We start from the raw sequence: 22,084 nt of genomic DNA, 5'->3' as shown, positions 1-22,084 counted from the left end.
TCATGAAACACGAACAATTAGCTAAAGACATTCTGTCTGGAGTTGGTGGTAAACAGAACATTAACAGCGTGGTACACTGCGCGACGAGACTTCGTTTCAAATTAAAAAATGACAGTAATGCCAAAACAGACGATCTCAAAAATCTGCCCGGAGTCATAACGGTAATGCAAAGCGGGGGACAATATCAGGTTGTCGTGGGTAACGAAGTGTCTGATGTGTATAAAGCCTTGCTACAAGTTGGTAATATGAATGCAGATGAACCAGTCTCAAATGATGATGATTCTGAATCTTCCGGTAAAAAAGAAAGTCTTCTGGGTCGGTTTATCGACTTGATCTCAGGTGTATTTACACCAATTCTCGGCTTGCTAGCTGCAACAGGGATGATCAAAGGTTTCCTGTCCATGTTTACTTCTCTCGAATGGCTGGACCCGGCTTCAGGAACATATCAATTGTTGAATGCTGCAGGTGACTGTCTATTCTACTTCTTCCCAATCTTCCTGGGTTACACAGCAATGAAAAAATTCGGTGGATCTCCATTCCTCGGGATGGCTATCGGAGCATCACTTGTATATCCGACCTTATCCGGTCTTAGCGGTGGAGAACCGTTGTATACGTTATTTGCAGGCACATTGTTTGAATCGCCGATTCATATCACGTTCCTGGGTATTCCCGTTATTTTGATGAGCTATTCCTCATCCGTAATTCCGATTATTGTTGCTGCTTATTTTGGAGCAAAAGTGGAAGCGTTCTTCAAAAAGATCATTCCGTCTGTTGTAAGAACGTTCCTTACGCCATTCTTTACGATTCTAATTGTTGTTCCAGTAACATTCCTTTTGATTGGTCCAATCGCGACATGGGCAAGTCAGCTGATAGGTGCAGGCGTATCGGGCATCTATGACTTGAGTCCATTGGTGACAGGTATTGTTGTTGGTGGATTGTGGCAAGTATTGGTTATCTTCGGATTACACTGGGGTATCGTGCCAATCATGCTGCTCAATCTGTCCACACTGAAAGCAGATCCGATTCTGGCTATGATGTTTGCTGCTTCCTTTGCTCAGATTGGTGCTGTTCTTGGAGTTATGCTTAAAACGAAAAATACCAAACTCAAATCACTGGGTGTTCCTGCCTTTGTGTCCGGGATCTTCGGTGTAACTGAGCCTGCTATTTATGGTCTTACATTGCCCCTGAAAAAGCCATTTATTATGAGTTGTATTTCTTCTGCAGTAGCTGGTGGTATTATTGGATTCGCAGGTTCCAAAATGTTTGTGTTTGCTTCAGGTATCTTCGGTGTTCCAGCGCTAATTAGTCCAACAGCAGGAATTAACTATGAATTCTGGATGGCTATGATTGCTACAGTTATTGCTTTTGTACTAAGCTTTGTTCTCGTGTATTTTGTAGGATTCAAAGATCCTGCTAATCCGGAAGCTGCCAAACAGACTCCAGAGCCGGTAAAAGAAGAGAAGGCTGCAGTTGAGCCTAATCCAAATAATCGTTATGAAATTTCCAGCCCGATGACGGGTGATGTGGTTCCTCTGCAAGAAATTAATGATGCTACATTTGCTGGTGAACATATGGGTAAAGGTATTGCTATTCGTCCAACCAGTGGAAGAGTCGTGTCTCCGATTAATGGTGTCGTACAGACGATTTACCGTACCAAACATGCCATTGGTCTTGTAGATGATCAAGGTGTAGAGATTCTGATCCACATCGGTCAGGATACGGTACAGCTCAAAGGTCAGCATTTCACTGCACATGTGAAAGACGGAGATCGTGTGAGCGTGGGTGACTTGATCGTTGAATTCGATCTGCAGGCTATTATTGAGGCGGGATATGAGACCGTAACACCGATTATTGTAACCAACACGGCTGATTATTTGGACGTGGTTGCTACAACAGATCGTAAAGTGCAAGAGAAGGATAAATTGATTACAGTTATCGGTTAATTCTAGATCAGTTGCGCAATCATATATGAAAATAGAATGTAATACAGGGACAACTTCGATGTTTTCGGAGTTGTCTTTTTTTCATTTTCAGCAGCGGGGATTTAATATGTAATATCATAAAAATAAGTGTTGCAAATGTAGTTCAGATGTACTATGATGAGTTCAAGAAGTAAGCGCATACATCAATCGGGTTGTAACTGTTCAATCAGGCAATTCCGACCACCATGGTCTCTAGGTTGATTGCAACTTACTTTAGTTAATGAAGTAACTGAATACAAATGTGTACAGCCTTACAGGGTTGCAACCGTTAAGGGCAAAACCTGAATTGCTGAATAACACGACTGATTTCCGGATGTTCCGGTACGTTGTGTATGTTCAGTAGTTCAGGTTTTCTTTGTTTCAAAAGCATGGGGAGTTTACTTAGAGAGGGAGAATTACAATGAGCAACTACGATCAATTGGCTAAGGATATTCTGACACGTGTAGGTGGTCGTGAGAACGTAAACAGTGTATTCCATTGTGTAACAAGACTACGGTTTAAACTGAAAAATGAAAGCGTAGCCAAAACAGAGGAACTTAAAAATCTGCCAGGTGTTATTACCGTCATGCAAAGTGGTGGACAATATCAAGTCGTTATCGGCAACGAAGTGCCGGATGTATATAAAGCAGTTGTTAAAGCGGGTAATTTCCCGAGCGAAGGTCAGTTTGAGGAGGAAGCAGACAACTCAGGCAAGAAAGTTGGTTTGTTCAGTCGATTTATCGACATGATCTCCGGTGTGTTCACACCACTACTCGGTTTGCTGGCTGCAACAGGTATGATCAAAGGTTTCACAGCCATGTTTTTATCATTTGGATGGATTACAGATACTTCCGGAACGTACCAACTGTTGAATGCAACCGGTGACTGTCTGTTCTACTTCTTCCCAATCTTCCTGGGTTACACGGCAATCAAGAAGTTTGGCGGCTCACCGTTCCTGGGTATGGCGGTAGGTGCTTCGTTAGTTTATCCTACGCTGTCCGGCTTGACTGCGGGAGATCCATTGTACACTTTGTTTACAGGTACGTTGTTTGAATCACCAATTCACATTACGTTCCTGGGTATTCCGGTAATTTTGATGAGCTATTCAACATCGGTTATTCCGATCATTATCGCTACATTCTTCGCAGTGAAAATTGAAAGATTCTTCAAAAATGTTATTCCTAAAGTCGTTAGCACGTTCCTTGTTCCATTCTTTACTTTGCTCGTTATCGTTCCAGCAACGTTCATTCTGATTGGTCCAGTGTCCACTTGGGCAGGCCAATTGATTGGTGCAGGAGCAACAGGTATCTACGACTTAAGTCCAGTTGCAACAGGCTTGATTATCGGTGGATTGTGGCAAGTGTTTGTACTGTTTGGACTTCACTGGGGACTCGTGCCGGTTATGCTTCTCAACCTAAGCACATCCGGTGCTGACCCGGTGGTTGCGATGTCATTCGCTGCTTCTTTCGCTCAAACGGGTGCTGTACTTGCAGTGATGTTGAAAACCAAAAACACGAAATTGAAATCATTAGGTATTCCTGCCTTCATATCGGGTATCTTCGGTGTAACTGAGCCAGCTATCTATGGTTTGACACTTCCACTGAAAAAACCGTTTATCATGAGCTGTATTGCAGGTGGTATCGGTGGCGGTATCTTGGGATTGGCCGGTTCGAAATTATACATCTTTGGTGGACTGGGTGTGTTCGGATTCCCAAGCTTCATTAATAAAGCAACAGGCGTTGATTCCGGATTCTATATGGCTCTGGTAGCATGTGGTATCGCGTTCATCCTTGGTTTTATTCTGACATACGTGGTTGGATTCAAAGACAAAGTAGAAGCTACACCAGCTCCAGCACCTGTACTTGATCCAAACCCGAACAGCAGATACGAAATCGTAAGCCCAATGGCTGGTGAGGTTGTTGCACTGAAAGAAATTAATGACGTAACGTTTGCAGGAGAGCACATGGGTAAAGGGATTGCGATTCGTCCAACCAGTGGCAGAGTGGTATCTCCAATCACAGGTGTCGTTCAAACCGTATATCGTACCAAACATGCCATTGGTCTTGTAAGCGATGATGGTGTAGAGATGCTGATCCATATTGGACAGGATACAGTGAAGCTGAAAGGTCAACATTTTACAACACATGTGAAAGACGGAGACCGTGTTAATGCAGGCGATCTGATTGTTGAGTTTGATCTGCAAGCGATTAAGGATGCAGGGTATGAAACGGTTACACCGATCATTGTCACTAATACTTCAAAATATCTGGACGTTGTAGGAACCAAAGATGCATCCGTTCATGAGAAAGATAAATTGATCACGGTTTTAAGCTAATTGAAATTACAGATGGTTTAGGAGGAACTCCTCAATGAATGAAAAGTTTACAGCCTTCCCGGAGAATTTTCTCTGGGGAGGAGCAACCGCAGCGAATCAATTGGAAGGAGCCTATCTGGAAGGTGGCAAAGGTTTAACAACTGTAGATCTGATTCCGATTGGTGCCAATCGATGGAATATTGCTTTGGGTAACCTGGATTCGTATGAACCAAAAGCAGGGGAATTCTATCCTTCCCATGAAGCCATTGACTTCTATCATCGTTATAAGGAAGATATTGCGTTATTCGCAGAAATGGGATTCAAGTGCCTCAGGCTTTCCATTGCCTGGGCACGGATTTTCCCTAATGGGGATGAAGTTGAGCCGAACGAAGCAGGCTTGCAATTTTATGATGATGTCTTCGATGAGTTATTGAAATACAATATTGAACCTGTTGTAACGATCTGTCATTTCGATGTACCTGTACATCTGGTGGAGACTTACGGCGGGTGGAAGAACCGCAAGATGATTGGTTTCTTTGAGAAATATGCGACGACGTTATTCAATCGTTACAAGGATAAAGTGAAGTATTGGATGACGTTTAACGAAATTAACATGTTGCTGCATCTTCCGTACATTGGAGCGGGTATTGTTCTGCAGGATGGTGAAGACAAAGAGCAGGTCCTGTATCAGGCAGCACACCATGAATTGGTAGCGAGTGCACTTGCTGTTAAGGCTTGTCATGAGATTATTCCTGGTGCGCAGATCGGGTGCATGTTAGCCGCTGGAATGGTCTATCCATACAGCTCTAACCCGGATGACGTGTGGAAAGCCATGGAGAAAGATCGCGAGTCATTCTTCTTCATCGACGTGCAGTCGAAGGGGGCATATCCGGGATATACGAAAAGATTTTTCAGGGAAAATGACATTCGGATTGAAATGCAACCGGAAGATGCAGATATCTTGATGCAGAACACGGTCGACTATATCGGTTTTAGCTACTATGCGAGCCGGTGTACAAGTACGGACCCTGAGATTTTGAAGGATTCGACAGAAGGCAATGTATTTGGTTCGGTGAAGAACCCGTATCTGCAAGCATCCGAGTGGGGATGGACCATTGATCCGAAGGGCCTCCGAATTACGTGTAATCAGCTACATGACCGCTATGGCAAACCTTTGTTTATCGTAGAAAATGGACTTGGGGCAACGGATGTATTGCTAGACAATGACTCCATTGAAGATGACTATCGCATCGAGTATTTAAATAGTCATTTTGCCGAGATGGCTGAAGCGATTCAAGACGGGGTAGAACTTCTGGGTTACACGAGCTGGGGACCGATTGACCTGGTCAGTGCGGGTACTGGAGAGATGAAGAAACGTTATGGCTATATCTATGTAGACAAAAACAATGATGGCACGGGCACACTTCGTAGAGTGAAAAAGAAGAGTTTTCACTGGTACAAAGATGTCATTGCGAGTAATGGCGCACAATATTTCTGATACAAGGTGTCCGACGTTGTGGAAAAGACAAAGAGCAGTCACGTTATTACGGGATTGCTCTTTGTTTATGAAGGAATGAATTTGACCCATGATGTAGCTATTAGATATAATAAATAAATCAAGATAATCTTGTCACTTAAGAAGGGGGAGCATCCAATTATGAAGAAAAAATCGCTTGCGTTTATATCTTCGGGATATGGATACTCCACTGCTGTCTTTTTCTAGAATCTATTCCAAGGGTGAAGTCTGCCCAAAATCGGAAGAAAACTATGAAATAACGCAGAAAAATCTTAGGAATGACGAGGTAATCATAATGAAAAACGACAAAATTACGAGAACAAATCCATCCAACATGCCAGCTCCTGTAGGACAGTACACGCATATTACAAGAATCCCAAGGAACGCAGAGCTATTTGTGACTTCAGGTCAGATTGGAGCAGATCCTAGCGGACGCTTTCCTGACAGTCTGAATGAGCAAGTCACTAATACATTTAATAATATTAAAACAGTGCTCGAATCGGAGCGTTTAGATGCTGAACATATTATCAAAGTGAACGTATGGGCTACCGAGAAAATCGATTGGGATTTCTTTTATGCCGAGTGGGGACAGTTATTCGGTAATGATTATCCTGCAATGACGATTGGATATATTACGGAGTTGGGTCTACCAGAGATAAAAATTGAGATAGAACTTTGGGCAGCAAAAGTCTAATATCAACTACATTTCATCCAAATCAAGGACATCTAACGTATAGATGTTCCTTGGTTTTTTAATTTGTGGAAATAGAAGGGTAGGCTCGCTTCATGCAATCATGATTGAGAGTAGGTGCATTATGGTACCTGCAAACTTTGATAGGCATTGAGTCGCCCATACGTCCAATAGATCCCAGAGCCTGATACCGGATCAGAAGCGAAGCATAACGCATCCCGAATCTGAGCATTTGTTTTCCCTTGTGCAGCGAGCAATGCAGCGGCTCCGGCCACATGAGGTGCAGCCATAGATGTGCCACTAAGATAGGCATAGGAACCGCCCAGATATGTGGATAATATGGTATCCCCCGTTGCAGCCATATCAACCCAAGAGCCGTAGTTGGAGAAATTGGATTTGAGATCGGAAAGGTTGGTTGAAGCAACAGCGATTACGTTGGGATACGATGCGGGTACGATGGGGAATGAAGTGTTGTCGTTACCAGCTGCAGCAATAATCACGGCTCCACGATCCCATGCATACTGTACGGCGGCTTGAAGGAAAGCATCACCCGCTGGTCCACCCAAGCTCAGGTTGACTACCTGGATACCATTGTTGGCAGCAAAAACAAGCCCGTTACCGACATTGCCTACCGTTCCTTGCCCGTTGTTATCCAGTACACGGAGCGGAACGATGGATGCGAGCGGTGCAACGCCTGCGATCCCTACACCATTGTTGGTAACGGAGGCAGCGATCCCAGCTACATGAGTGCCATGGCCGTTTCCGTCCTCGGGGATATTATCATAATCGACATAATCGTAACCGGGGAGGAGCTTGGAGGCCAATTCTGGGTGGTTCAACTGTACACCTGTATCGATAATGGCGATTTTGACAGAGCTGTTACTCTGAGTAATATCCCATGCAGCGGGTGCATTGATTTTGGGCAGGTTATACTGATAAGGAAAGAAAGGGTCATTGGGAGTGAAGGATGTCTCAACGAGGTAATTCGGCTCTGCATGTTCAATAAGCTCATGATCTTTGTAATGTTTCAGCATTCGGTGCATTTTTTTGCAGGATTCCACACGGTACCATCCTAAATCTTCATAGGTCTCAGCGACCTTACATCTCCCTTTTTTGTGAAAGGTGTGCATCTCATCTGGGGGCGTACCTTCCTTGAATTTGACTAAGAGCTGCTTGGGAGCATGAGGATGAAACTTGCTCTCTGCACGATGGTCCAGATAACGATATACGAACCCGATTGCTAGCACAATGATAGCAAAAACACCTAACCATAACCACATGAGCGTTCCCCCTCTAATATAGTTTGTGACACGCCTTATCGTATGTGAACTCTATCAGACTGCGCGGGCACTCTTTCAATTTGGTTTGTCGTGTAGATAGATTGATAGGGCGGGATAAATTCGGTAAGATGAAATGAAGAGAGCGGATCTGGCATGGAACAGGTTCAGAAAAGGCCAAAAGATAGCTCCAAATACACAGGATAAGGAACGTGGATTTTTTGACACAACTTCAGATTATACCGACAGTAGCAGTTGTTCAGGAACAGCAGGTTCATGATGCCATTGATTTTGCCATGCGTGTACGTAGAGAAGTATTTCCCATGATGGATCATACAAGATTGCCTGCGGACTTCGAGCAGTTCAGAGAACATTATCTGGATTCAGAATGCGCGATCTTTCTTGTTGCAGAGATGGGGGATGCGGGAATCGTCGGGTCTATTGGGATTTTGCCATATGATGGACGAATTGAAGCCGTGGAAGGACGATATGAAGCCCAGTCTGCAGCCGAAATTGTGAAATGTTATGTGGATCCTGCGTATCGCAGATATGGCATTGGTTCAATGCTGGTAAAGGAACTGGAGAATGCAGTAAAGGAAATGCACTATACGACACTGTATTTGCATACACATCGCTTCTTGCCAGGGGCAGTAGATTTCTGGAAACGCCAAGGTTTTACGGTTATTGCTGAGCAGAATGATAACTGGCAAACCGTACATATGGACAAGTTGGCATGTAGGTGACCATTGGTTACTATTTTGATACGCGGATTCTTTTGCTGGATTTTTGGAGAAATTGATTGATCAGCGAACACCACGGAATCGGTAATTTTGTATAAGGGAAAATGCCTGTCGGCACTCGCTCGGTTAGACATAGACAACATACATGATGGGGGCTAAACAGATGAACGCAACGAAGCGGAAAATTGTTTTTATTGATATTGATGGCACATTGGTTGACGATGACGGAAGTATTCCGTTGTCAGCACAGAAGGCTTGCAAACAGGCTCGTGAGAATGGCCATCTGCTCTATTTATGTACAGGCCGATCCAAAGCAGAAATCTATGATTCCATCTGGGATGTTGGATTTGACGGTCTGATTGGTGCAGGTGGAGGCTATGTGGAATTTGGCAAGGATGTGCTTTATCACAAAAGAGTGACAGCGGAAGATGTTCGACACATGGTTGATTTCTTCAATGAACACGGCATTGACTTCTACCTTGAATCCAATTCGGCTCTGTATGCGAGTAGCAATCTTCAACCTCACCTGGAACGCCGCATCTATGGCGATGTGGAGAACGACCCTATAGCCAGAGAGAAGAAGGAGCTGAAACCGCACCCGTTTATTGCCGGATTGACGTATGGAGAAGCGGATCTATATAAAGATGACGTGAACAAGGTCTGTTTCCTGGAGAGCTCGGTGATCCCGTTTGAACGAATCAAGCAGGAGTTTGAAGGGAAATTTGAAGTCATTCAGTGCACCGTGCCAATCTTTGGTGAAGGAAGTGGTGAGCTGATGATCCCTGGCATTCACAAAGCGATTGCGATCGCCGATCTGTTGGAGCATCTGGGCATGTCACAGCAAGATACATTCGCCATCGGCGATGGCATGAATGATGCTGAGATGCTGGAGTTTTGTAACGTCGGAATTGCCATGGGTAATGCGAAGCCAGGACTGAAAGCCATTGCAGATGATATTACTGGAACAGTTGAGGAAGATGGATTGTATCACAGTTTTGTGAAGTATGGGTTGATTGAGGGGTAGCTATATAAGCAGAGTTGTGTGATTCCTTCAACATTTGCTCCTCTCTGTCCGATATATAATAAGTACATCTATGTGATCAGACAGCGAAAGGAGTGCAGAACATGGATATTGCAGCATTATCAATGGCGATGAGCCAAGTTTCAGTAGTTCAGTCCGCAAGCTTGCAAGTGATGTCGATTACGAAAGACATGGCGCAGCAGCAAGGTCAGCAGATGGCGGAAATGTTGAAGTCAGTACCTGCTCCTCACCCTAATCTGGGTAGCAGTCTGGATATTTCAGTATAGGCAGATTAGAACGATGCGTTTTAGTGAAAACATTGCAGCAAGCAAAGCCCAAACAGCTCCAATTCTAACGAATTGAGGCCGTTTGGGTTGTTTATTTTTCAATTCGGAGCAGATCCTAAGAAGCCTGTACGAAAAATAGCCCGTCTAGTGGTGCTTCAGCAGAGGCAGGACCTTTTCGTAAAAATAAATAACCATTGGCATCAGAAAGTCCCAATATGTCCTGATAGGGCTCGGGAAAATCTGCGGAATAAACCTGGCATACCAGTTGATAATGGGTTAACAAATGATCGATTCCATGGACTCCGTTGGGTAAAGTTGAGGTGAAAAACGAAAAGGCAGGGAAATCCTGCTCGGCTAATGACGTTTCCGAGAAACGCACTCCACTTAAAGGGATGCATTCTGTGGGACCTACAGAAGTGTGCGGTTGTGAAGTTACCGATACATAGGTACATCCAGCCAGTATATTTTCATTCCATTCCAGCTCATCTCCTGTGTATGTCACCTGATCCAGAAAGTATTCTGTAGCCGAATACACAGAGAAGACCGAGATGTACATGTCTACTGGCAAAGAGGGGATATGTACATGCTGCAAGAGTTTATTGCAATCAATGGAGAATAGATGTAACAAGGGCTGACCTTTCGGATTGAGCGGCCATTCCTGAATGTATGCCTGTTCTCCGCCAATCCACATACCAGAGTTCTGGTTCGGATGCTCAGAATCAACTGTAATTTGAGTCACGTTGTACATGGGAAACTCCTTCTTTTCTCGTAATGTCGCGCTTCGTGTCATACATAGTAACCAATAGAGTGCAGATCGTACTTTTTAGGTGTGCACAATGTCTTTTTGGCTTATTGATGTATTTTTGGATAACAATCCATTGCTTCGTTACATTATAAGTGAGATGATGTGGAATGAAAATCAGTACAAGGTACTAACTCGCGCATGAACTGAATGAACGTACCTGTACTCAATGAACCAGTGGTAATACTATAGATGAGAAGTGGTGACACATGTTAATTAACAAATACATAAGTGAAACGGGATTCTGCTCCCGCAGGGAAACGAACCGTTTAATTGCAGCTGGACGCATAACGATCAATGGCAGGGTATGTGAAAAAGGGGCGGAAGTTGAACCTCATGATGTGGTACTCATTGATGGCAAGGAGATTCCTCGTAATGACAGCGAACCTGTCTACATTGCTTTGAACAAACCCATTGGTATTGTCTGCACAGCAGCAGAACATGTAGAAGGGAACATCATTCAATATATGAATTATCCTTCTCGCATATTTGCGATAGGCAGGCTGGACAAGGCATCTGAGGGGTTGATTTTGCTTACGAATGACGGGGGAATTGTGAACAAGATGATGCGTTCCGAGCACAACCATGATAAAGAATATGTAGTGACTGTAGACAAACCCGTAACTGACGAATTTGTAAAGTCCATGTCGGAAGGAGTTGAAATTCTGGATGTGGTGACCAAGCCCTGCGAAGTGTATAGGCAAAGTGACAATGTATTTCGTATTATTCTAACACAAGGTCTCAATCTGCAGATTCGCAGAATGTGCAAAGCCTTGGGGTACCGAGTCTTGAAGCTGGAGCGCGTGCGAATTATGAATATTACGCTGGATCAACTGGAGCGGGGGCAATGGCGTCATCTGGAGCAAGAGGAGTTGGGAATTCTGCTGTCTCAATTGAATGAGATAAACTAAATGAATTCTGCTGCATATCAACAGTGGTCAGCCACGATTTCCAGTTTATCAGTAAAAAATGAAGCAAACACTAACCGCTACGCGGATTAGTGTTTTTGTTGAGTTTGTTTCCTGTTCGCTCTGAAATGTAAGAACCGAATAAGGTTAAGAACGCCCCGAGCAGGATGACCCAGGTTATCTGTTCCCGAAGAATGAGTGCAGATGACACAACAGTAATGACAGGTACCAGATAGATATATACACTCGCTTTAATAGCTCCAAGAAGATTCACAGTCCGGTTCCAGGTTACGAAACACAATGCGGAGGCACCCAGTCCGAGGTAGAGGAAATTAGAGAGATTGGTTAGGTTCTTAAAACGGCCAAGATCCAAATGGAAGTCAGACAGGAACAAGGCTGGCAGCATTAAGACTAAACCATAGAAGAACACTTTGCGCGTGGCACCGATGGTGTGATAACTAAGCTGGCCAATTTTCCGCATTAACACAGAGTAGATCGCCCATACCGCGGGTGCTATGAAAGCAAGCAGATCACCTACCGGATTCAGTTGCAGAACGAAACTGCCGTTCAGGGCGATGAGTATGATGCCGCTCAAGGCAATCCCGAATCCGATGAGAAAGCGGCGCGTTAACTTCTCACCATCCAGGAAGAAGTGTGCGAGCACGGCAGTGAAGAATGGGGCAATGGAGACAATAACACCCACATTGGAAGCCGTTGTGTACACCAGTGCTACATTTTCAATGAGAAAATATAACGTCACCCCGCATAGTCCTGCTCCGATAAATAACCATTCTTCTCTGAATGAGGCGATCCGTAGTGAACGTGGATAGATTAGCAACAGTACCAAATACCCGATCAGAAAGCGGAAAAATAAAATTTCCACGGGGGTAAAGTCAATCAGTAGAACCTTCGTCGAGACAAACGTAGTTCCCCAGATCAGTATAGTAAACAAAGCGAGTAAATGTCCGGTAGAGGCTTTAGTGTTTTGATGACCAAGATGACTTGTCATACGATGTTAGTGGTGGTTCGTTTCAACTCCGAATCATGATTGAAGATACGTCTATATTGCTTGGGTGTCAGGCCAATCAGTTTTTTGAAAAAATTCGTGAAATGGCTCTGGTCACTGAATCCTGTCTGTGCAGCTACTTCAATCGGCAGCAGACCTTGTTCCAGAAGACGTTTGGCTTGATTAATGCGAATCGTTTCCAGATAGCGGTAAGGGGATATCCCTTTCTGGCGAGTGAATAAACGCAGCAGGTGGTATTTACTCATCTCCGTCAAATCGGCTAACTGGTTCAGCGAGATGCTCTCCATGTAATGAGCTTCTATGTAATCACATATGCGTCTGATCTCTATGGTAACATCCTGAGTGGAAACAGGGGGTTCAGCATCCGAATAATCTCGCAGCAATTGATCCAGTAGTAAGAGTAACAATTCTTCTTTGCAGAAATCGGATTGCTCTTCCAGAATCATCTGATGCAGTTCGTGCAGGGAACCCACAAGTTCACTTTGGTAGAGAACGGGGGACGTAAACCGTGGTAAGTAAGCTTGTCCAGTAATCTCTCTCGCATACTCTCGCATAACCTCAGGCTGGACGTTGATACAGCGATAATCGAGGGTTCTGCCATCGACCTGTTCGCAGGCATGGGGGTCTTGTGGATTAAAGACAATGATGTCCCCACTATTTAGAATATATTCTTCGTTGTTGCAGACGAGGTGTCGCTTGCCTTGTTCAATGAATCCAATGACATAATAGTCATGAAAATGATTGGGAAACTTCTGCATAATGCCTTCAAATTGATAAGCTTCTAGCTGTAGATCGGTATCAAATACGACAGTCCGGACTTCACGAGTCATGATGCACCTTCTTTCTGGTATGTTAATGTCATTATAGGTTGCAAAGAAGGAATTTTCTTGAACGATATTGCTATTGCTCGAAGTGTTTGATCGGACAGATATCTCTAAAAACAAAATACCCGCAATCCCGGAGGGAAAGCGAGCCCTTTGCTTAGTATAGTTGATTCATGAGTTCAAACCTATATATATTGGACAAAAAAATGTCCGGAACAATAAGGAATTGTCCTTAGTGTAACGTAGCCAGTGCTTCAGGTGAAAAAGACTGAATTTCAGATACACGGCCTTCACGCATTTTGGCAGCCCATGCCGGGTCACCAAGTAGCGCACGTCCCACAGCCACCAGATCAAATTCCTGTTGATCGAAACGCTTCATAAGCTCGTCCATACCTGGATGTTTTGCTTCATCAGTTCCTGCTTCAGGCTCATTTGGCATACCCACAGAACCGACTGTGATCGTGGTTTGACCACTTAGCTTTCGCACCCAACCTGCAAATCCAAGCCCAGATCCTTCAAACTCGGGCTCCCAGAAGCGTCGTGTCGAGCAGTGGAAGATATCTACACCTGCGTCAACCAGCAAATGAAGGAATTGTTCCAGTTGTTCGGGGGTGTCGAACAGTCTGGCTTGATAATCATTCATCTTCCATTGGGAAATCCGCATCGCGATAGGGAAATCAGGACCTACCGCAGCACGAACTGCCATTACAAGTTCAACTGCGAATTGCGTTCGTTTTTGAAGGTCACCACCATAGCGGTCCGTTCTCCTATTCGTTGTTTTCCAGAAAAACTGATCAATCAGAAAACCGTGTGCACCGTGAAGTTCAATTCCGTCAAAACCAATACTTTGCGCATTGGCTGCTGCATCTGCATAAGCTTGAATCACAGTTGCGATCTCTGCCTCCGTCATTGGCTCACCTACTTGAGTACCTTCCATATCAACTCCCGATGGACTAAGTGATTCAGCCTCGGGGTGAGGCTGAGATCCGGAAGGGCGAACGATTCCCATGTGTAAAATCTGCGGAAAAATCTTGCCGCCGGCTTCATGGACTTGTTCGACCACTTCAGCCCACCCTTGAAGAGCTGCTTCTCCATACATATGAGGGATTCTAGGCTCACTTGATGCAGATGGATGCTCAATGGTCGCACCTTCGGTAATAATGAGTCCAACACCATGCTCGGCACGCCGACGATAATATGCGGCTACATCGGGGCCCGGGACACCATCCGGGGAGAAAGCACGAGCCATGGGGGACATGACGATGCGTGAGGACAGGGTTAATTTTTGAACAGTGTATGGTTGAAACAGAAGCTCCGTAGAAATAACGTTATGTTGTTGATTACTCAAACTAAGCACCTCCATTATTATGCACCTTCAAGCGGGTACGAGTGCAATCTTAACAAGGTCTATAGGCATGCTCAACCAACAATCGAAGCATTTTGTTGCTTAAGCGAAAGACACGGATTATTGTATGGTGTATTTGCACTTACTTTCACTTGTTGAACAAATAACACTTATCTATAATGAAGGAGTCTAACCAAATATTTTGTGTACAAAGGAGGATTGGGACATGTCTGGTGTATTGTCTCCAAACTCGAATGATCCGCGTGTAATCCGCACGCGCCAATTAATTCTTGATGCGTTTTTAAACCAATTGAATCTTAAAAATTTCAACAGCATTACAATTCAAAACATTACGGAACAAGCCACAATCAACAGGGCCACATTTTATGCCCATTTTCAGGATAAATATGCACTTCTTGAAGCCTTGTTATCGGATGCTTTTATGGAATATGTAACGAAGAGGGTGGACCCGGATGCTAGGTTATCAGCCGAGACCATACAACAGCTTATATTTTCATTATGTGATTATCACGTCTCAAGTAATGGATGCATCAAAAAATATGAGACTGTTGCACCAATTATTGAAGAGAACATCAAGACGCAACTGGAGCAATTCCTTCTTGAATTAATGAGCAAAGTAGCGGGGCATGTAGATCCCAAAACGCTGAAAATTACGGCAACCATGCTAAGCTGGTCGATCTATGGAATAACGTATCGATGGAATATTGAAGGCGGGCAGGAATCCCCTGCTGAGTTAGCCCAACGAGTTGTCCCCTACATGATCGGCGGGTTGGAATTATTGAATTGAATTCATTAAATGAAGTTGCATTACTATTCGAATGGACAGAGGAGGAATAAGAACATGTTTGAACATTTGGTTGTTTTTAAATTTAACGATAAAATTACGACTGACAAGCAGCAGGAATTGGTGGCTCAATTGCTCGCACTACAGGAACAAATTCCGGGAATCGTCGCGCTGACGGCTGGAATCAATGCAACGGAAGAAACGGACCGTATTCAAGGTTATACGATTGGATTACGAGTGACGTTTGAAGATCAGGACGCATTGCGCGCCTATGGTCCACATCCTGCTCATCAGGCATTTGTAGCTTCCTTGGATGGTTGGGTGGAAGATGTAATTGTAGTTGATTATGCGATATAAAGCCCCGATATCAGAGGTTTAACGAATCTAGGAGTTGAAGATTTCCATGTGTTTGATTTTATTTGCTTACAACATGCATCCAAAGTATCCGCTTATATTGGGATCCAATAGGGATGAATTCTATCACAGACCTACGGCTCAAGCACATTATTGGGAAGATCACCCTCAAATATTGGCAGGCCGGGATTTGTCGAAAATGGGAACCTGGATGGGCGTAACAACAGGGGGACGTCTGGCTGCTGTCACGAATTATCGTGATCCGAATGAAGATGTACATGCCAAGTGTTCAAGAGGAGATCTGGTTGCTGATTTTTTAAAGGGAACGTCCTCACCTGAGCAATATATGCCACGTGCGGAGCAAAATCGCAATGATTACCCTGGATACAATTTGTTGGTGGGTGATCCAGACGACCTCTATTATTATTCTAATGTGGGCAACGTTGTGATGAAGTTGGAACCGGGAATATACGGGATTAGTAATCACTTGATCAATACGGATTGGCCTAAGGTGAAACGTGGAAAAGAAGGACTGGAGAAAATCATCAACGGGGAGGAAGAAAGTACCCTGACAGAGCAAATATTAGATTTGCTACAATTGGCAGACCCTTCAGTGGATGAGCTTCTACCCCATACAGGCGTTCCATTGGAGTGGGAACGTTTGCTTTCTCCCATATTTGTTAAGAGTGAAAAATTTGACTATGGAACCAGAGCTTCATCCGTTGTTCTGATGACTAGAGAAGAATTATTGTTTACGGAGAGGGTTCATCAGAACGGAGAGGTCATGGAGCAGCGTTTTAACATCAAGCCTCTTAACTGGACAAGCTGAGAATATGAAACAAGTTATGATGTACGGACATTATGTCTCAACATGAATACTTCAAGATAAATCGCACGTTCAATTTTATTTCTTCTGAGTGTAAAAAGAATTGTGTTAATTATTATGTTAGATAATATAACGCGACATAAAAGGTTTGAGATTCCCTTTTGTACAACACGCCCAATTTAAGTTGGGCTATTTATATGTTATAACAATTCTATGTTATGAATCATGGAACTTCCCTGAATAGTTTATATAATGTGAATCAACATAACATGATTTTGCAGCGGTTCGGTTGATTCTAATTTCAGGGGGGCAACGTGGGATGAAAGAAACCAAAAAGATGAGAATTTTTTCACTGGGCATTCAGCACGTACTCGCGATGTATGCGGGAGCAATTCTGGTACCTTTGCTTGTGGGTAGAGCGCTAAATTTGACTGCAGAGCAGTTGGCGTATCTGGTATCCATTGACCTGTTAACGTGTGGGATTGCAACATGGCTTCAGGCTCGGAAAGGGAAGTACTTGGGTATAGGTTTGCCAGCGGTGCTCGGAAGCTCTTTTGTAGCGGTCACACCTATGATTGCCATTGGATCGCAATACGGAATTCCTGCCATATATGGGTCGATCATCGCAGCCGGATTATTTATCGTCATCTTTGCCGTATTTTTCAGCAAAATCGTCAAATTGTTTCCACCAGTCGTGATCGGTACAGTGGTAACCATCATCGGTCTTGCACTGATCCCAACCGGCATTAAGAACATGGCGGGTGGAGCAAACAGCGAGAATTTCGGAAGTTTGGACAATTTGGCGCTTTCCTTTGGCGTATTACTTTTCATTCTGATCCTGAATCGATACGCTCGTGGTTTTGTTAAATCCCTGGCAGTTCTCCTGGGGATTATCGTGGGAACCCTCATAGCAGCCTTCATGGGAAAAGTGAATTTTGCCGCTGTACAGGAAGCCTCCTGGTTCCATTTGCCCCAACCCTTCTACTTTGGATGGCCAACCTTCGAGATCGGCCCCATTATTACAATGATCATTGTAGGTACGGTAGTTATTATCGAATCAACAGGTGTATTTATGGCTTTGAGTAAAATCTGCGATCAACCGATCAACGAAAAAGATCTGGCACGGGGATATCGCGCAGAAGGTCTCGCGTTTGTTCTAGGTGGCATATTCAATGCCTTTCCATACAATACATTTGCGCAGAATGTCGGTTTAGTTCAGCTCTCCAAGGTGAAAACGACCAATGTGGTGGTTGCAGCCGGAGGTATTCTGGTCTTTCTCGGACTTATTCCCAAAGTAGCTGCTTTTGCAACGATTATTCCGAGTGCTGTATTAGGTGGGGCGACTGTTGTCCTGTTTGGAATGGTCGTCTCATCCGGGATCAAAATGCTGCAAAACGTCGACTTTGCCAAACAATCCAATCTGTTGATCGTGGCTTGCTCCGTTTCACTTGGTCTTGGTGTTACCGCTGTACCGGATCTGTTTGCTCAACTTCCCCAAAGCATTCGTATTATTGTGAGCGATGGCATTATCACAGGAAGTCTGTCAGCTATTTTGCTCAATGTCTTCTTCAACCTCGGCTTCAAAAAAGAAAGCTTGCCTCTTCAGCCTGTACAGGCACAAGAAGCACATACGTAATTCTTTTTCTACGATAACCAAACTGATTTAATGAATGGAACAGACCCAAGACGGGATGGATTGAGGGAAATAAGGTAATAACTCCCCTCATGACAGAACCTCTTGGGTTTTTATTTGCTTGGAAGCTGTGACTCTAAATGATGATTTTCATACGAAAGTTATTGCGAAGGAATGCAAAAGGAATGTAAATATGCTAAAGTTTCATCAAGAACATTTTATGTGTTCCTTTATATTGAATATCCATGCGACTACATAAATGAGCATTGGTTCACAAGGCTACAATAACAACAAGGGATGTTCCCTTGGTCAAAAAAAGGAGTTGTGATCCTCATGCAACAAGCTAAGCTGGAAACCCGTTTGAATTTTGACAATAGTTATGCACGTCTGCCGCAAATATTCTACACAAGCCAGGGAGCGGAGCCAGTTGAATCACCGGATCTGCTTATCTTCAATGCTACGCTTGCAACAGAACTTGGCTTGAACGCCGAAGCGCTGAACACGCAAGAAGGTGCCGCCGTATTTGCAGGAAATGTAACCCCGCAAGGAGCTGAGCCTCTCGCTCAGGCCTATGCAGGTCATCAATTTGGTAATTTCAACATGCTAGGTGACGGACGGGCATTGCTTCTTGGTGAACATATTACCCCACAGGGGGAGCGCGTAGATATTCAGCTCAAAGGTTCGGGAAGAACTCCATACTCTCGCGCAGGGGATGGACGTGCCGCAGTTGGACCAATGTTGCGTGAATATATCATAAGTGAAGCGATGTATGCACTCGGCATTCCAACCACACGGAGTCTGGCAGTTGTGTCCACAGGAGAGCATATCGTCCGTGAATCAGAACGACCGGGTGCCATACTGACACGAGTAGCTGCCAGTCATATTCGAGTAGCGACGTTTCAGTATGCAGCGCGTTGGGGATCGAAAGAGGAACTGAGAACTCTCGCAGACTACACATTGGAGCGACATTTCCCCCAGGTTGAAGGAGATGAAGATCGTTATCTTCGATTGCTTCAGGAAGTGATCAAGCTTCAGGCGGCACTTATTGCGCAGTGGCAGCGAGTTGGCTTCATTCATGGCGTGATGAATACGGACAATATGGCGATCAGTGGAGAAACGATTGATTACGGACCATGCGCTTTTATGGATGCTTATAATCCGAGTACGGTGTTTAGTTCAATTGATAAGCAAGGTCGTTATGCATATGGCAATCAACCGTATATTGGCGGATGGAACTTGGCACGTTTTGCCGAGACACTTATACCGCTGCTGCATGAAGACGAGGAGCAGGCCGTGCAAATCGCACAGGATGCCATCGCGCAATTCTCAGAGTTGTATCATCATCACTGGTTATCAGGCATGCGAGCCAAATTGGGACTGTTCAATGAAGAAGCGGAAGATGAAACTCTAATTAAAGAACTTATTGAACTGATGGAGAAACATTCCGCAGATTTTACGAACACGTTCGTGGCGCTGACGCTAGGTACCTTGGAAGGAACCAACCTGAATGGAGTACCTGAGTTTAACGAGTGGTATTCACGTTGGCAGTCCAGATTAGAGCGACAGTCCGAAACAAAAAATGTTGTTATACAACAAATGAAGAGTAACAATCCAGCAGTTATTCCTCGGAATGATCGGGTAGAAGAAGCACTGGAACGAGCTGAGAATCATGGAGACTATAGTGTGATGCAACAACTTCTTGCAGTTCTGCAACAGCCTTATGCGTATACACCAGAACAGGCTGACTACGCTACCTTGCCGGTTTCATGTGATCCGTCTTATCGCACATTCTGCGGAACCTAAAATGAAATTTGTCTTGAGAGAGCTGCCTTTGGCAGCTTTTTCATTACGACAATCCGTATTGACATGAGCATCAGATTGCGGAGAAAGCCTATGGTTGCTATCACGGAAATTGAACATGATGACGATATAAGCTGGTTTCAACTATGCATCCGTAGTTCTGTTCAAAGATTGCATACTTGGCCTTGCAATGACTCAAACGTTCGGCTATACTTGCTATAAATTGAATACATGAATCACGTTGATAGAGCGCAGTAGCGGCTTTGTCCCTGTTACAGAAAGTCAGGGGTTGATGGAACCTGATACATACAAGGGCTGCGAATTACACTCTGGAGTACTTGGGTAATGCCAAGCGGAAGGGCAAACGATATATTGCCGAAAGTGGTATGGATAGCGTGTTAAGGTGGCGTGTTATCCATGCAATTTGGGTGGTACCACGGTTATGATAATCGTCCCTGTGTCTAATGAAGACAAGGAGGCGATTTTTTTGTGTCCAAAAAAGCCGTTCCAGCGTGTAATTTCGTAATTTGACGTGGATCATGACTGAATCTTGAGGATAGAAAAGGGGTTTTTACGAATGAATATTATTGATGAACTAGAGTGGCGTGACGCCATTAACCAGCAGACCGATGCAGAGGGATTACGTGAACTGACTGAAACCAAATCAGTCTCCTTGTACTGCGGCGTTGACCCTACGGGGGATAGCATGCACATCGGACATTTAATTCCCTTCATGATGCTGAAACGTTTTCAACTGGCAGGACATCGTCCAGTCATTCTGATTGGTGGAGCTACAGGTACAATTGGTGATCCAAGTGGACGTCAGGCAGAGCGTTCTTTGCAAACGATGGAGCAGGTGCAGGATAATGTGGATGCACTGACAGCACAAATGAAGAAGTTGTTCGTAACAGATGGCGATAATCAAGTTCGCATGGTGAATAACTACGATTGGACGCACAAAATCAATGTAATTGAATTCTTGCGTGACTACGGCAAAAACTTTAACCTCAACACAATGCTGGCTAAGGATGTAGTTGCGAGTAGACTGGAAGGCGGAATCTCGTTCACCGAGTTTTCCTACCAGATCCTTCAATCCCTCGACTACCTGCACCTGTTCCAGAACGAAGATGTACAACTGCAAATCGGCGGTTCCGATCAATGGGGTAACATCACAAGCGGTCTCGATCTAATTCGCAAAAAAGAAGGATCTGAAGCGAAGGCGTACGGTCTGACCATCCCGCTTATGCTCAAATCCGACGGAACCAAATTCGGTAAAACAGCTGGCGGCGCAATTTGGCTTGATCCGAACAAAACGACACCATTTGAGTTCTACCAGTTCTGGGCGAATACAGATGACCGTGATGTCATTAAATACTTGAAATACTTTACTTTCCTGAGCAAAGAAGAAATTGAAGCTTTGGCTGAAAAGGTAGAGACAGAGCCGCACAAACGTGAAGCACAGAAAGCACTCGCGGAAGAAATGACGAAATTCGTTCACGGCGAAGACATGCTGGAACAGGCTAAGCGGATTACAGCAGCGCTGTTTAGTGGAGATATCCGTTCCCTGACAGCAGACGAAATTGAGCAGGGCTTTAAGGAAATGCCAACATTTGAAACGGACGGCGAAGCGAAAAATATCGTGGACTGGCTCGTGGATCTGGGGCTGGAGCCATCCAAGCGTCAGGCACGTGAAGATGTCACTAAAGGTGCAATCTCCATGAATGGTGAGAAAATTACGGAGCTTGAATTCACGGTGTCGGCAGAGCATGCCATTGGCGGTAAATTCATCATTATCCGTAAAGGTAAAAAGAACTACAGCCTGGTTAAACTCCAATCATAGTGTCTGAGTATTAGAAGTATTAGAAGTATTAGAACGTAAAGAGATGTATCAGACTACATCACAACACTTATACAGAAACAAAAAGACCGTCTTCCATCTCTGTCAAGCGACAG

The 22,084-nt window shown here is 44.4% G+C and carries 19 protein-coding genes and 1 other annotated feature; of the genes, 14 read left to right on the top strand and 5 right to left on the bottom strand.

Going from position 1 to position 22,084, the window contains the following annotated elements; all coding sequences use genetic code 11:
* Window positions 1–2 precede the first annotated feature (2 nt).
* From MHI06_RS17515 to MHI06_RS17500, 4 genes are all read left to right on the top strand, one after another.
* Complete coding sequence (locus MHI06_RS17515) at window positions 3–1,943, top strand: beta-glucoside-specific PTS transporter subunit IIABC (RefSeq protein ID WP_340398596.1); 1,941 nt, start codon at window positions 3–5, stop codon at window positions 1,941–1,943.
* Between the two features lie 439 nt (window positions 1,944–2,382).
* Window positions 2,383–4,296: a beta-glucoside-specific PTS transporter subunit IIABC gene (locus tag MHI06_RS17510; RefSeq protein ID WP_340398595.1), complete on the top strand. Its 1,914-nt coding sequence runs from the start codon at window positions 2,383–2,385 to the stop codon at window positions 4,294–4,296.
* A 34-nt stretch (window positions 4,297–4,330) separates the two neighbouring features.
* Window positions 4,331–5,773 (top strand): 6-phospho-beta-glucosidase, encoded by a 1,443-nt coding sequence (locus tag MHI06_RS17505; protein WP_340398594.1) that lies wholly within the window; start codon window positions 4,331–4,333, stop codon window positions 5,771–5,773.
* 313 nt (window positions 5,774–6,086) lie between these two features.
* Entirely contained in the window at window positions 6,087–6,485 is a 399-nt protein-coding gene (locus MHI06_RS17500) for a RidA family protein (RefSeq protein ID WP_340398593.1), read from the top strand.
* A gap of 119 nt (window positions 6,486–6,604) precedes the next feature.
* Here MHI06_RS17500 and MHI06_RS17495 read toward each other — a convergent pair whose 3' ends face one another.
* Entirely contained in the window at window positions 6,605–7,762 is a 1,158-nt protein-coding gene (locus MHI06_RS17495) for a S8 family peptidase (RefSeq protein WP_340398592.1), read from the bottom strand.
* A gap of 209 nt (window positions 7,763–7,971) precedes the next feature.
* Here MHI06_RS17495 and MHI06_RS17490 point away from each other — a divergent pair, with 209 nt between their 5' ends.
* From MHI06_RS17490 to MHI06_RS17480, 3 genes are all read left to right on the top strand, one after another.
* A complete protein-coding gene (locus MHI06_RS17490; protein WP_340398591.1) occupies window positions 7,972–8,502 on the top strand; it encodes a GNAT family N-acetyltransferase in 531 nt (176 codons plus the stop codon).
* Window positions 8,503–8,662: 160 nt separating this feature from the next.
* Window positions 8,663–9,523 (top strand): Cof-type HAD-IIB family hydrolase, encoded by an 861-nt coding sequence (locus tag MHI06_RS17485; RefSeq protein ID WP_169481091.1) that lies wholly within the window; start codon window positions 8,663–8,665, stop codon window positions 9,521–9,523.
* Window positions 9,524–9,624: 101 nt separating this feature from the next.
* Window positions 9,625–9,807 carry a YjfB family protein gene (locus tag MHI06_RS17480; protein ID WP_169481089.1) on the top strand — a complete coding sequence of 61 codons (183 nt, stop codon included), beginning with the start codon at window positions 9,625–9,627 and terminating at the stop codon, window positions 9,805–9,807.
* A 115-nt stretch (window positions 9,808–9,922) separates the two neighbouring features.
* Here the strand turns inward: MHI06_RS17480 and MHI06_RS17475 are convergent, their stop codons facing one another.
* Window positions 9,923–10,555 (bottom strand): DUF1963 domain-containing protein, encoded by a 633-nt coding sequence (locus MHI06_RS17475; protein WP_340398590.1) that lies wholly within the window; start codon window positions 10,553–10,555, stop codon window positions 9,923–9,925.
* A 263-nt stretch (window positions 10,556–10,818) separates the two neighbouring features.
* On the opposite strand from MHI06_RS17475, the gene MHI06_RS17470 reads away from it, so the two are divergent.
* Window positions 10,819–11,520: a pseudouridine synthase gene (locus MHI06_RS17470; protein WP_340398589.1), complete on the top strand. Its 702-nt coding sequence runs from the start codon at window positions 10,819–10,821 to the stop codon at window positions 11,518–11,520.
* Window positions 11,521–11,590: 70 nt separating this feature from the next.
* Here the strand turns inward: MHI06_RS17470 and MHI06_RS17465 are convergent, their stop codons facing one another.
* The 3 genes from MHI06_RS17465 to MHI06_RS17455 all read right to left on the bottom strand — a co-directional run bounded on the left by MHI06_RS17465 (window position 11,591) and on the right by MHI06_RS17455 (window position 14,716).
* Complete coding sequence (locus MHI06_RS17465) at window positions 11,591–12,526, bottom strand: DMT family transporter (protein ID WP_340398588.1); 936 nt, start codon at window positions 12,524–12,526, stop codon at window positions 11,591–11,593.
* Window positions 12,523–13,374, bottom strand: a complete 852-nt coding sequence (locus MHI06_RS17460; protein ID WP_340398587.1) for an AraC family transcriptional regulator — start codon at window positions 13,372–13,374, stop codon at window positions 12,523–12,525. Before MHI06_RS17460 ends, MHI06_RS17465 begins: the two co-directional genes overlap by 4 nt.
* 226 nt (window positions 13,375–13,600) lie before the next feature.
* Entirely contained in the window at window positions 13,601–14,716 is a 1,116-nt protein-coding gene (locus MHI06_RS17455; RefSeq protein ID WP_340398586.1) for an NADH:flavin oxidoreductase, read from the bottom strand.
* Between the two features lie 223 nt (window positions 14,717–14,939).
* On the opposite strand from MHI06_RS17455, the gene MHI06_RS17450 reads away from it, so the two are divergent.
* From MHI06_RS17450 to tyrS, 6 genes are all read left to right on the top strand, one after another.
* Entirely contained in the window at window positions 14,940–15,521 is a 582-nt protein-coding gene (locus tag MHI06_RS17450; protein ID WP_340398585.1) for a TetR/AcrR family transcriptional regulator, read from the top strand.
* Window positions 15,522–15,575: 54 nt separating this feature from the next.
* The gene (locus MHI06_RS17445; RefSeq protein WP_340398584.1) at window positions 15,576–15,875 is read left to right on the top strand and encodes a Dabb family protein; all 300 of its coding nucleotides are present in this window, start codon (window positions 15,576–15,578) and stop codon (window positions 15,873–15,875) included.
* A 46-nt stretch (window positions 15,876–15,921) separates the two neighbouring features.
* The gene (locus MHI06_RS17440; RefSeq protein ID WP_340398583.1) at window positions 15,922–16,701 is read left to right on the top strand and encodes an NRDE family protein; all 780 of its coding nucleotides are present in this window, start codon (window positions 15,922–15,924) and stop codon (window positions 16,699–16,701) included.
* A gap of 316 nt (window positions 16,702–17,017) precedes the next feature.
* Window positions 17,018–18,334 carry a nucleobase:cation symporter-2 family protein gene (locus tag MHI06_RS17435; RefSeq protein WP_340398582.1) on the top strand — a complete coding sequence of 439 codons (1,317 nt, stop codon included), beginning with the start codon at window positions 17,018–17,020 and terminating at the stop codon, window positions 18,332–18,334.
* Between the two features lie 330 nt (window positions 18,335–18,664).
* A complete protein-coding gene (locus MHI06_RS17430; RefSeq protein WP_340398581.1) occupies window positions 18,665–20,134 on the top strand; it encodes a YdiU family protein in 1,470 nt (489 codons plus the stop codon).
* Between the two features lie 229 nt (window positions 20,135–20,363).
* Window positions 20,364–20,591, top strand: a binding site (T-box leader).
* A gap of 117 nt (window positions 20,592–20,708) precedes the next feature.
* Window positions 20,709–21,971 (top strand): tyrosine--tRNA ligase, encoded by a 1,263-nt coding sequence (tyrS, locus tag MHI06_RS17425; RefSeq protein ID WP_340398580.1) that lies wholly within the window; start codon window positions 20,709–20,711, stop codon window positions 21,969–21,971.
* The last annotated feature ends 113 nt before the right edge of the window (window positions 21,972–22,084 follow it).

Source organism: Paenibacillus sp. FSL H8-0079, from assembly GCF_037991315.1.
Classification (GTDB): Bacteria; Bacillota; Bacilli; order Paenibacillales; family Paenibacillaceae; genus Paenibacillus.
The sequence above is the reverse complement of the archived record's forward strand: the minus strand, read 5'-3'. Positions and strand labels throughout refer to the sequence as shown.